The organism is Bradyrhizobium sp. AZCC 1578 (assembly GCF_036924675.1).
GTDB lineage: Bacteria > Pseudomonadota > Alphaproteobacteria > Rhizobiales > Xanthobacteraceae > Bradyrhizobium.
Map to the genome: position 1 here is coordinate 2750236 of NZ_JAZHRZ010000001.1, position 12206 is coordinate 2762441.

General features: G+C 62.8%; 7 protein-coding genes. 2 read left to right on the forward strand and 5 right to left on the reverse strand.

What is annotated here, in order from left to right; genetic code table 11:
• Positions 1-161: 161 nt before the first annotated feature.
• The 4 genes from V1290_RS13260 to V1290_RS13275 form a co-directional block, all read right to left on the reverse strand.
• Positions 162-734 carry a hypothetical protein gene (locus V1290_RS13260; RefSeq protein WP_334364812.1) on the reverse strand — a complete coding sequence of 191 codons (573 nt, stop codon included), beginning with the start codon at positions 732-734 and terminating at the stop codon, positions 162-164.
• A gap of 408 nt (positions 735-1142) precedes the next feature.
• Positions 1143-4550, reverse strand: coding sequence for an adenylate/guanylate cyclase domain-containing protein (locus V1290_RS13265; protein ID WP_334364813.1), 3408 nt, complete (start codon positions 4548-4550; stop codon positions 1143-1145).
• 705 nt (positions 4551-5255) lie between these two features.
• Entirely contained in the window at positions 5256-6023 is a 768-nt protein-coding gene (locus tag V1290_RS13270) for a hypothetical protein (RefSeq protein WP_334364814.1), read from the reverse strand.
• A gap of 1143 nt (positions 6024-7166) precedes the next feature.
• Entirely contained in the window at positions 7167-8666 is a 1500-nt protein-coding gene (locus tag V1290_RS13275) for a glycosyltransferase family 39 protein (RefSeq protein WP_334369013.1), read from the reverse strand.
• 405 nt (positions 8667-9071) lie between these two features.
• On the opposite strand from V1290_RS13275, the gene V1290_RS13280 reads away from it, so the two are divergent.
• Positions 9072-10802 (forward strand): adenylate/guanylate cyclase domain-containing protein, encoded by a 1731-nt coding sequence (locus V1290_RS13280; protein ID WP_334364815.1) that lies wholly within the window; start codon positions 9072-9074, stop codon positions 10800-10802.
• Between the two features lie 383 nt (positions 10803-11185).
• The gene (locus tag V1290_RS13285) at positions 11186-11386 is read left to right on the forward strand and encodes a cold-shock protein (protein WP_028351035.1); all 201 of its coding nucleotides are present in this window, start codon (positions 11186-11188) and stop codon (positions 11384-11386) included.
• A gap of 148 nt (positions 11387-11534) precedes the next feature.
• On the opposite strand, the gene V1290_RS13290 is transcribed toward V1290_RS13285, so the two are convergent.
• Entirely contained in the window at positions 11535-12194 is a 660-nt protein-coding gene (locus V1290_RS13290) for a hypothetical protein (RefSeq protein ID WP_442894119.1), read from the reverse strand.
• Positions 12195-12206 lie beyond the last annotated feature (12 nt).

Below are 12206 nucleotides of genomic sequence, written 5' to 3' on the forward strand. Positions count from 1 at the left end.
CATTCCGGGCGCGACGAGCGGTGTCTGACGCGGGGGTCCGTACCATCAGATCGATGTCACCTATGAATACCGCGAGCCCCGCGGCAGTTACTTTCTATCCGTCCTATATCGAGCAACGCAATTTTCGGAAGTGGCTTGGTCGCGCGTCCAGTTCCTTGACGCTATTTTCGTTGCTCCCACTGGATGAATTTCTCAAGCAGAGCTTCGGATTTTTCGGGTGCTTTAGCCGTTCCAGCGGAGGCGGGTTCGGAAACAGCACGTTCCGCGCTATTGCTTTCTTGTGATTGTTGAAACTGCATGAAGCCGTGCAGCAGCTCTTGGGAGTCTTTGGGCGTCGTTTGAGCCGGTGTAGCCAATGCGGGAGTGGAAATGGAAACAGCGAGCTCCGAGCGATCGCGTTCTAGCTTTGGAACTACGTTAGAAAAGATGAGCGCCACGACCACAGCGACACCGATTGCTGCGGCAACTCCACCCGCAATGGCAAACAGCGCGGGTCGTGGACGGCGTTCCTGAGCGAACTGCAACTCCAGCGGATGCCGGTTGGATTTGGCGAAGGCTTCCTCACGCATCTCATCAAAACGAGACCGAGAGGAAGTGGGAGGCAAATGGTCCGATCTCGTCTGTGTCGCGTTAGATCGATGGGCCGCTTCACTGCGCACCGCGCGCGGCGCGTAGTACAAAGGATCGTCTGGACTATGGGGCGCGGAATGTTCGTCCGAACGGATGAAACTCATTTGCACTGCTCCTCACGACGCCAAAATTGCTACTCCGGTGCTTTGGTATAGGCGAGATTGTCGTCCACGAAATCCTAGCGAGTCAGTTGCGTTGAGTCATCTCTAAATCACTATCGTACACCCAACGCCCCAAGACGGTTAGGTGAAGGTTCCCCGTCGGCTTTCCAGGCCCTGGGCTTCCGCCCATGCCGGCATAACCGTTCCGGTTTTGGTACCTATCGGACATGACCGGCTAGCCTGCGAGTCCGTACTTAGGGGCAAAGCAGGCCATATTGCTGCGCGCGTCGATGCCCGAAAGTGGCCCGAAGCAGACGTCAAACGCGGGCGGCTTCATGCCACGACTGAAAATCGGCGAGATCCCGTGCAGGCGACCTGGCCTAAAGACCTGCCATGCCCGTATGCCGCCATTCACTGCTGGTGTTTGGGATCCATCTTCTCGGAGCTGGCAGTCGTCTCTCGAAGTATTGCGCTGGCAGCCTGCAGATCAGGTGTCCCAAAGCCCTCAGTGAACTGGCTGTAGAGCCGGGAGAGCAAGTCGTGAGCCTCACCGCGCCGACCCTGTTCTCTCCACAATCGTGCAAGGCATGTCGCCGCGCGCAACTCCCACAGCTTGGCGCCTTGCCGGCGCGCGGTTGCCGCCGCATGCCCGAACCGTGCTTCCGCGGAGATCGGATCGGGCTTCGGCAACCGCAGCATCAGCTCACCCATGATCCGATGGAGTTCGGCCTCGAACCACCCCTCGGCGGTTTCTTCCGCGCGCTCCAGCGCCTTTGCGACCAGATCCAAACCTTCCTCCGTTGCGCCGGAACGGCCGTGCGCCTCGGCCTGCAGGCCAAGGAAATACGGCTCGTAGAGCCCGGCCCCGGTAGCACGCCAGGCGGGAATGCCCTGCCGAATCTGCGTGAGCCCTGTCTGCACCTCTCCTGACTGAGTCAGAGCCCAGCCCCGGATCACTATCGCCGGCGCGAGAAAATGCGGGAAGCCCTGGTCCGTCGAAAGTTCCACTAATGCCTCCGCTCGGTCCTTTGCCTCGCGCCACGCTCCGCGATATTGCTCGAAGAAACACGCATACAAGAGGGCGTATGCGAGTGTATTGAGGTGAGCGAGCTCGCGGGCGGCACCGAGCGCCTCTTGGCTGTGTGCGCGTGCCTGCTCCGGACAGCCTAGCGCAAACAACGTCCATGATAGCGCCGACAGCGCCGCCACCCGCGGATCCTGCACGTAGAGGAAGGCGAGCGAGCGATGCTGCTCCGGGTCATAGAGGGCGAGCGTCCGCTCCAGATGGATACGGGCAGCCGTCACCTCGCCGCGCCAAAAGGCACCGGTCCCACTGACGCGGTGGGCCATCACGGTTGCGGAAGTTTCCTGATGGTCCTGCGCCCGACGCAAAAACTCGTCTGCCACGTCGCGTGCCGCTTTGTGCTCGGCGCGCACGCCGTGGAACACCCATTGACCGTAGAGTAGGGGCCACAGCTGGGCGGTGGCTCCGATCTGCTCACAGAGCTCGCGAGCACGCGCGTTGGCCCGTCCGGCGTCGGGCGCCGACCAGCCTTGCGTAGCCATCAGCGCCACGCCCAACGCCACCTGCAGGTCGAGTTCTCGCCGCTTCCGATCCGCCTCAGGCAGGCCCGCCAGCAGGTCCAAGCCGCTCCGCAACTGTGCAAGCGCTTCGGTCATAGCCGAGCGGGCGATGGCTCGCTGTCCTGCCCTCAGCCAATAGTCGATCGCCGGTTCGGCCAGCCCGGCCGCAGTGAAATGGTGGGCCAGGAGCTCGGGCTGCGCCTGCACGGTCTCCGGAAAATGCTGCTCGATCGCGGCGGCGATCCGGGCCTGCAAGCGCTGCCGCTTCGCGCGCACCAGGGTCGCATAGGCCGCGTCCTGCACCAGCGCGTGTTTGAAACTGTAGGTCGCCTGAGGCGGCGTCCCGCGCCGGAACACCAAGCCCGAGCCGACGAGGTCGTCTAACGCCATGTGCAGTTCGCTCTCCGGCAGCGCCGCCGTGATCGCAAGCAGTTCGTGCGAGAATTCCCGGCCAATCGCGGCCGCGACCTGGGCCACCTCACGGGCGGGGGCCAGCCGGTCGAGCCGGGCCAGCAGCGACTCCTGGAGCGTGGTCGGGATCGCCATCGGCGGCAGCGGCCCCGCGAGCGCATAGTGGTCCCCTTCATCCCGGAGCAGATTGGCCTCCAGCACGGTCCGCGTCAGCTCCTCGACGAATAGCGGCACGCCGTCCGTCTTGGCGACGATCTGGTCGAGCACAGCAGGCGGTAGCGCCTTGCCGCCGCTCAGCCGCGCGACCATGGCCGCACCCTGCCGGCGGCTTAACCGGCTGAGGGCCAGCGCGGTGACATGGGCATAGCGCATCCAGGGCGGCTCGAACTCGGGCCGGAAGGTGATGAGGACGAGCACGGGGGCACCTTGCACCCGGTCGACCATGAGATCGAGCAGCTCGAGCGAGGTGGGATCGGCCCAGTGCACGTCCTCATACAGGGCGAGGACCGGCCGGCGCGTGGCGAGGCCGAGCACCTGATTGACCAGCTCCTCGAGCGTTCGCTCCTTCTGCCGATGCGGGCTCATGTCGAGCGGTGGGTAGCGCGCGGCCGTCTCGACCGACAGCAATGCCGCGAGCAGTGGGGCTACCGCGGCGACATGATCGGTCGAGAGCGCAAGCAGCGCCTCGAGCTTGTCGAGCCTCGTTGCGGCGGGATCGTCCGCGGCGAAGCCCGCCGCCCGCTCCAAATGCCCGATCACCGGATAAAGCGGGCTGGTCTGATGGTGCGGTGAGCAGTAGTGGCTCAGGGGCGTATGCGGCTCATTTTCAAGTCGCCCGCGCAGCGCCCGCACGAGGCGCGACTTGCCGATGCCAGGCTCGCCCCCGAGCAGCACCACCTGGCCCTCACCCTCCTTGGCCCGTTCCCAGTGCTCGAGCAGCAGGCCGATCTCATTCTCGCGACCGACCAGCGGCGTCAGGTCGGCCCCATGCAACGCCTCGAACCGGCTCTCGGCGGCGCCTTCCCCGACCACGCGCCACGCCCGCACCGGAACAGGAAATCCCTTCAAGATTTGCGGGCCGAGCTCGGCGAGCTCGAACAGCCCGCCAATGAGCTCCCGGGTGCGGGCGGAGATCGCGACCGTGTCCGGCTCGGCCAGGGTTTGCAGGCGTGCCGCGAGGTTGGGCGTGTCGCCGACCACGGTCTCCTCGCGGGCCGCACCTTCGCCGATCAACTCGCCAACAACCACCGGGCCGGTCGCGATGCCGACACGGGACGCCAGCATCTCGCCATGCACCGATACCAGGCTGTGCACTGCTGCGACCGCGGCAAGACCGGCCCGCACCGCGCGTTCGGCCTCATTCTCGTGGGCGCGCGGATAGCCGAAATAGGCCAGCACACCATCCCCCATGTACTTCGCCACGTGCCCTTCGAACCGCGCGATCGCGCCCGCCACTGCGCTCTGATAGGTCCGCAGGACTTCGGCCATCTCCTCCGGATCAAGCCGCGCCGCGAGCGCGGTCGAGTCGACCAGGTCGACAAACATTACGGTGAGCTGGCGGCGCTCGGCCTCGGGTACAAGCAAGGCCTTCCCGGAGACAGTGGCAGGCGGGGCCGTGGCAGGGGTGGTCGCCGAAATCGACCCGGCGCGCAGGTTGGCAATGGCGGCGAGCAGCTTACGGCGATGGCCGATCGAAGCGACGCCGAGCCCGATCAGATCCTCGGCCGTGAGGTCCATGAGGACCTCGGCGTCGATGTCGTTCTCCCGGAACGCCTGTTCGTACTGTCCCAGCCCCAAACCACACAGCCAGGCCGCGACGTCCATGGGCGCCTCCCGGCTCTCGACTTCAGAGCACCAGGTATCTTAAGCCTACTGCAAAATGGCCGGGAGGGCACGGGGAAATACCACGAGCTGATTGCAGCGAAGGGCAGCTTCTGGCCCCTAGCCCAACAGCCCTTAAGCCGTGGTGAGGTTGGTTGTCAGCGCTAAACCGGACATCGGTCCGCGCTCGCCTCCATCGCTGCTTACGACCCGGAGCGGACTTCGAATCTCAATGCTGAGCAGGTGCAAGCCGCACTCGACACAGCGACCGCCTGATTAGGCCTAGTATCCATCCGGCAGTGGGATACCTGGGAAGAGCCTGCCCGGACCTCGAACCGTGCGCGCCGCGGATTGTACGCGCCAGCTTGTCCAAAGCTTCTCGTCCGATGTGCAGTACAAGAGATACTCGCCGGGATTTCGCGACGATTCGCGTCCCGCGGCCTGACTGCAGGCAGAGACTTTGTTTAGTGTGAGAACATCCCGGATCTCTTGCGTAACCTCTAGCCAAGGACCGGAAAATTGCTCCGATACCAACAGCGGACGAGCATCGGCCGTGCTAAGCAAACACGTCAGACCCAAAAGCGCTAAGCTGCAATGATAAGCCGCTCTGAGTGGCTTACGCAGAAATGATTCCATGATCGCTATCCTTTTCCCATGTCGGCTGGCGCTCGGTCGCACATTTTTGTATTTGACGCCTCGAGTTAGAAACTATTCGCCCGACGCGTTCGGTTTCAGGAACTGAGTGGTGGCGAGCGCTGCGGCCTCATTGACTCCCATGGACCGCCTTCGCCAACGCAGCTTCATTGGAAACAAAAAGCGGGACGCCACAGGTATTTCTGCGTCGGCGCTACCATCTCGGCCGATGAGGACTAATCCCGCTCCGCCATTAGCCACGGTTAGAATGACAGGTTCGCCCGTCCACGTTTTGATCGGCTCCATTCCGATGACAAACTCCCCCATCGGCTGGTCAAAATATTGGAGCCTTAGTTGCGGAGCGACCTCTGTCGCCGCAAGTCCGAAACCTAATTGCTGAGCGCGCGCATAAATGTCTGCCAGCGGTGCAGTATCGGTCTGAAAGCCGAGTTCGGCCGCCGACACCGCAAAAAGCTCCACGTTTGTTTTCGTAGTGCCGACGGTAAAGGCCGGTCGAGCGAGAATTTCCCCAGCCAAGCCTCCGATGCCACAGCCTGCTGCATCCAATGCGTTAAGGAGGGCAAACGAATTTGCAAACGTCCCTATCGTGATCGTTTTCCACACAGGAGCGGCGAAGGCGGATTTGACTAGAACTGGCGGAGTTTTAGCTGAGGGAGCTGGCTTGAGCGTCAAGCGGTTCTGAAGGACGTCTCGCGCCGTACATCGAGCACTGGCTTCGCTCGCGAAGAGGACGATGCACGCGGTGCAAAGCATAGCAATAATGAGGATACCGCCACTTTGTGTAGCCTGGTAACCGCTTTCCTTGCCAGCAGTTCGGTCCATAGCGACCTACTTGCGCATGCTATTATGCGCGGCAATGCAATCTTACAATTCCTTCAGTATCGTCCGCGCGAAGTGGTTCGCAGCGGGGGCAAGCTTGCTATGCAAAAGCGAAGCGTTTGGGTCTCACTGCAATCTGAGTTCTCGAACGGCTATGTTGAGAACAGCGCGCTGCTTCAAAGCGGCTGCGGAACCGACGCGATATCGGCTCAAAGAATACTGCAGTGACGCTTTGCGGTATGTGAACTGGTTTACATCCGCTCAAAACGTTTCCTTGCCGGTAGGTCGCCTGTTAGCCCACCTTCTTGTCCCTGCGAAAGCAGGGTCCCGTAGCCACAGGGTTGCGTGGTCCGTAGGGGGCAAAGGCGCGATAGCGCCGTGCCCACCATCTGTCATCGAGCACGCTTCGTGATGGTGGCCACGCTTGCGTTTTGCCACCCTACGATCCGCGAGCTGATTTGCGGCGCGCCCAAGCGAAAATTCAATGCGCGGCTGCGACCAATTGGCACGACAGGCAAATCACTTCTGATTTTCAGAAATCGTGTCAAGCCCAGGAATCAAAAATATTCCGCTTAACATCACGGGCAAATCATCTGCATAACTGCGCCCGTCTCACCCATTGAGGGGCGCTCGCGATCGTCACGAACGTGCGGTGAGATGCGATGGACGCGGAATGCGCAAGACGTAGGCGCAGGAAGCGTACGGCGAAGTCGTGTGGTTCGGGCGCCGCGGTGCTGGCGTTAAGTCTGCGGGAAGTGTCCCGCCGACGACGGAGGCAAAAGAGCCGTTCTCCGGGAAGAGCGCGAAGTAAGCCGTAAAGCCATTGCGCAGGGAAGGCCGGGATGCTCCCGCTGTACCTGTATGCTCGTGTGCGTTTTTGCTTTGCGCACTTGCACACGAGACCGCGGGTGCGGCAAGCACCCGGTCTTCCCTGCGCCCTCTGAATGAGAGGGCGGGAAAAGAAGATGCAAACCTCGGGCTAAACATGTCGCGAGAATGCGAAACTGTAGCCACACGTCATTGCGAGCGAAGCGAAGCAATCCATTGCCACCTCATACGCGGAAAGATGGATTGCTTCGCTTCGCTCGCAATGACGTGGAAAGGCCACGGCGTACTGGCCCCCCGCATGCGCGGGGGATGACGACCTCACGAAAGGCGATTGTCATGCGCCTCGCGCCCCGCCAGCACACGCCAGCGGAACAGCGGCGAATCCGGCGGCGGCGAGAGTTCGGGGGTCCAGCCCGTCAATTTTTCCAGCGCGTAGGTATCCATCACCATCCCGCGCCAGACGCGCTCGACCCGCTCCAGCGGCTGCCGCTTCGCGGTGGTGAGATTCCAGAGCGGCAGGCGATGGTCCGGCTCACGGGCGACGTAGAGGCCGGGATGATCCTTGATCAGGTTCATGCCGGGATCGCGAAAGCCTTGAAACCGTCCGCGCTCGTTGATCTGGATGACCGGCACCTGCCCTTTGAAATACCAGCGCAACATTGCATAGGTGCGATAATCCGACGTCGCGATCCAGCTCGCACCGGTCTCTCGCAACTGGTCCCGCGCGCGCGCCGCGACCTGCTCATAGCCGGCCTCGCCACCGATCGGATCGGTCCTGCCGATAAAATTCCAGGGCGCCGCGATATAATAGAAGAACACGCCTACCACGAAAGCGATGCCGGAGATCACCGCCACCCTCGCCCACCGGAACGTCGATTGGACCATCCACTCCGAAAAGCCCTCGCGCGGCAGCATGACGAGGTTGATGGCGGTCGCGGCAAAGCCGGCGGGCCACAGGAACATCGGCCAGGTGTCGCCGACGCGGAGCATCAGCGACTTCCAGAGGAAATAGAGGAACGGCACCAGCACGGCGGTCGACAGCAGGATCGCGACCGGCTCGCGCGTGCGGTAACCGCGCCAGGCCGTCAGCGTGACGCCGGACAGCACCACCGGCAGCAGCACGAAGCCGACGAGCCCGAACTGCAGGCCGATGAATTCGCCGACGGTGCGCAGCGACAATTGATGGGTCGCGACCGCGCGCACGAACTGGAAGCGGAACGAGGCCCAGTCGTGCTGCGCGTTCCAGATCAAGACCGGCGAAAACACGATCACCGCAATCAGCGCCGCTGCCCAAGGATATGGGCTGAGCAGCCAGCGGCGGCGCCAGTCCGGTACCAGTGCGAACGCAGCGATCGCCGGCAGCAGCATGATCGCGGTGAATTTCGACAGCAGCGCAAACCCTGCGAACAGTCCCGCGGCAAGCCACCAGCGCGGGTTGCCGCTCTCGTTGAGCCGCACCAGCGCCCACAGCATGGCGACCGCAAACGGGATCATCGCGGTGTCGGGCGCGACCTTCGCCATCAGCAGCCCGTAATACAGCGCTGCTTCCGGCAACAGCATGGCGAAGATCACGGCGCGAACATCATGCGTCACGCGCCGGACGATGTCGGCGAGCAGGAGCTGCGTGACCAGCATCGCGACGATGCCGCCGAAACGCACGCCGAGATTGGTGTCGCCGAAGATCGCGGTGCCGAACCGGATCAGCCAGGCGATGCCGGGCGGATGATCGAGAAAAGCGAGCGCGCTCTCCTTCGACCAGGTCCAGTAATAGGCCTCGTCGGTGCGCAGATCGAGCACACTCGCGTAGACCAGCCGCATCGCCGTCAACGCGGCGATCAGCAACGCCACGGCAAGCCAGGGCGGCGTGGAAGGACGGTCCGGTTTGGCTTGGCTGTTATTGGGCGGGGCGATGGTCACGGCGCGCTTTTCCTCGACTGTGCCGGGAGTGTCAACGAGCCGCGGCGGAAAAAAGTTGATCGTCGTCCCTGCGAACGCAGGGACCCATAACCACCGATCATGATAAGGAAAACCGCATGGGCCACAGCCCCACCGAAAGGCCGCGGAGTATGGGTTCCTGCGTGCCGCCTTCGCTAAAGCTTCGGCGAGCCCAACGTCAAACCCCGGCGAAGCCTTGGCGAAGACGGGTCGCAGGGACGACGGCGAGTGGTATTCACCGTATGAATTAGTCGCTACCATTGCCCAATATTGACCCCTATGGATCGCATGGCCGCCTTCTCCCGAGACCAGATAACGACCTTCCTCCGCGGCATCAGCCTGCGGCAGGTCCGCCTTGTCACCGGGGTGATTTTGTTCGCCTATCTGGTCAGCCATTTCCTCAACCATGCGCTCGGCAACATCTCGCTCGAGGCGCTGGCGACCGGCGTCTATCTCCACACGTCGTTCTGGCAGTTCCTGCCGGTCACGGTCCTGTTCTACGCGGCATGCCTGGTGCACACCGCGCTCGGCATCTGGGCATTGTATGAACGCCGGCAATTCCGCTGGAAGGCGATCGAGCCGCTGCAGCTTGCACTCGGCCTCAGCGTGCCGATGCTGATCATCGCCCATATCATCGGCGTCCGGCTCGGCCAGACGCTCTACGGACATGAGAAACTCTATCCGCAGATCCTGTTCCTGTACTGGATCTGGGCGCCGTGGCGGATCTGGATGATGCTCGCGGTCATGACCATCGCTTGGGTGCATGGCTGCATCGGGCTGTGTCTGTGGCTGCGGATGCGGGCGTTCTACAAGCGCGCAGCCCCGTTGCTGCTCGCCGCGGCGGTACTTATTCCGACGCTTTCCATGCTCGGCTTCTATCAGAGCGGGCGCATGGTGATTGACAATGACAGCGTGGAATGGCGGGCGGAAACCCAGTCGGAGCGCCAGATCGGCACGCGGGCCGAGGCGCAGGCGCTCGATCGCATCACCGACTATTTCCTGTTCGGCTATTTCGGCCTGATCGGCATCGCGCTGGTGGCGAGAGGCGTGCGCGCCATCAACGAGCGCCGCCGCGGCATGATCAGCCTGTCCTACGGCAACGGGCGCACCGTCCGCGTGCCGAAGGGCCTGAGCGTACTCGAGGCGAGCCTGCGCAACAACGTGCCGCATGCCAGCGTCTGCGGCGGCCGCGCCCGCTGCTCGACCTGCCGCATCCGCATCATCGGCGACTGCTCTGCGCTGCCAGAGCCGTCGCAGCGCGAGGCGTTCGTGCTTGGCCGGGTCGGCACCTCGGATCCATCCATCCGCCTCGCCTGTCAGTTGCGGCCGCCATCCGATCTCTCATTCTTTCAACTCTTCCTGCCGCACACCTCCGCCGACGGTCACGAGTCGCACCCGACGCGGATTGGTCAGGAGCGCTATCTCGTCAGCCTGTTCGTGGACATGCGCGGCTCGACCAAGCTTGCGGAAAAGCGCCTGCCGTTCGACACCGTCTTTATCGTCAACCGGTTTCTCGGCGCGGTTTCGCAGGCGGTGATCGCGAGTGGCGGCATGCCGAACCAGTTCGTCGGCGACGGCATGCTGGCGCTGTTCGGGCTTTCGACCAGCCGGCAAGAAGCCTGCCGCCAGGCGTTGCACGCGGCGGCGATGATCGCCGCCAACATCGACGAATTGAATAAATTTCTCGAACATGATTTGCGCGAACCGATCCGCTTCGGCATCGGCATCAACGGCGGCGAAGTGATCGTCGGTGATATCGGCTACCGCGATCACATGGTGTTCACCGCGCTCGGCGACGCCGTCAACGTCGCGGCGCGCCTGCAGGACATGACCAAGAGCCTTGCATGCGAAGTCGTCATCTCGGACGAAGTTCGCGCTACCGCTGGCCTCGCCGCCGATGCATTGCCGCAGCATGAAGTCGAGATCCGCGGACGCAACGAGCCGATGATCGTACGCAGCGTGACAGATGCGCGGATGCTGCCGGCGCTGGCTAACGAAGAGCAAAGCGCCGCCGCGTGAAATCACGCCGGCAATGGTGGTTCGAGGCGCATGAATAATCGTTCAGAAAAGTGTCGGCGAACGCGGCGCGGCTATGCCCAAGCGCGGCGCGGCCATGCTGAAGGCTCGCCGCCGCCACCCTCCAGGCGAAAGAATGGCGTCAACGCAGCGGATCGATCCACCCGCCAAAAATTGGAATTGCCGGCCGCCCGGCCGCGTCAAATGGACCGGAAACCCTCAAAACGGCCGGAATCGGCTGGGAATGGGGGCATTTTTGCCGAAACGGCCGGTCCGTTTACGCTACCCAGCCTGCCCCAACCCGCGTATCCTCATGCCTCGGGCATGCCGGTTAGTGCGGGGACCGGCAGCTCGTTTATTTTTTTGATTCCGCGGAGACGACGTGAATGGCTAAAGGTACGGTGAAGTGGTTCAACCCGACCAAGGGATACGGGTTTATCCAACCCTCAAGCGGCGGCAAGGACGTGTTCGTTCATATTTCGGCAGTTGAGAAAGCTGGTCTTTCGACACTCAATGAAGGGCAGACCGTCGAGTACGAAGAGATCGCCAACCGCGGCAAAACTTCGGCCGAGAACCTCAAGGTTTAGCGCGACCGCGCAATCGGCAACGGCGCACTCTCGGACCTAAATCCGGGAGTAGGGCTTAAGAAACTTCTCGAAAACTGTGAGCGTTCGGCGGAGCGGGCACCGCTTCTGCACGCACGATGGCTAGATCGTTGCGCGAAAAACCGGCCGCTCAATCTTCCGTGACCCACTTCTGAACCGTCATCACGTCCGGTGGCTGCAGGTAGCCGCGCGGCCAGAGATCGACGACCCATTCGACCCTGGTGGCGCGATCGACCAGCACCGCGGTGTTGTGCGGTGTCTGCAATACCAGCGTATTACCGCGATAGCGCGGATCGCCGATCGCGTGATGCTTCAACAGGCCCCACTCCTGCAGCACCAGCAAAAGACTGGTGGTGTTGCGCGTGGTGTCCCAGCAATCGTAATTGTGCTTGTCGTCGAAGTAGCGGAAGTCAGCTTTCGCCACGCGCTTGTTGGTGCCGATGATCGGCCCCATGCGGCGATCGAACCACACCACCGCCCTCTGCACTGCCGCGCGTTCGGCCGCGGCCGAGGCGCGGCCCGCTTGCATGATCTGTGTCAACGCGCTGCGGTCGCCGGCCGTGAAATCGAGGATCTCGCGGCGCCGGCAGACGAAGCCGTAGCATACGGTCATGGATTTGGCTGAAGGCGGATAGATCGAAACCGAGCTGTAGAGATTGGCGACCTCGGCGCTCATCTCGACCGCTCTCGCCGGCGGCGCTCCAAACAGCGCGGCCAGAATCACGCCAAGCGCGGCCGCGAAGCTATTCCGCGCTCGGCTTCCCTGTATCGGCTGAGCGGCACCTCTCATGATCCCTGCTGT

What these genes read in the sequence shown, in the direction of transcription:
- V1290_RS13260 (WP_334364812.1), bottom strand. Translation starts at nt 734, where the DNA reads ATGAGTTTCATCCGTTCGGACGAACATTCCGCGCCCCATAGTCCAGAC.
- V1290_RS13265 (WP_334364813.1), bottom strand. Translation starts at nt 4,550, where the DNA reads ATGGACGTCGCGGCCTGGCTGTGTGGTTTGGGGCTGGGACAGTACGAA.
- V1290_RS13270 (WP_334364814.1), bottom strand. Translation starts at nt 6,023, where the DNA reads ATGGACCGAACTGCTGGCAAGGAAAGCGGTTACCAGGCTACACAAAGT.
- V1290_RS13275 (WP_334369013.1), bottom strand. Translation starts at nt 8,666, where the DNA reads ATGCGGCTGGTCTACGCGAGTGTGCTCGATCTGCGCACCGACGAGGCC.
- V1290_RS13280 (WP_334364815.1), top strand. Translation starts at nt 9,072, where the DNA reads ATGGCCGCCTTCTCCCGAGACCAGATAACGACCTTCCTCCGCGGCATC.
- V1290_RS13285 (WP_028351035.1), top strand. Translation starts at nt 11,186, where the DNA reads ATGGCTAAAGGTACGGTGAAGTGGTTCAACCCGACCAAGGGATACGGG.
- V1290_RS13290 (WP_442894119.1), bottom strand. Translation starts at nt 12,194, where the DNA reads ATGAGAGGTGCCGCTCAGCCGATACAGGGAAGCCGAGCGCGGAATAGC.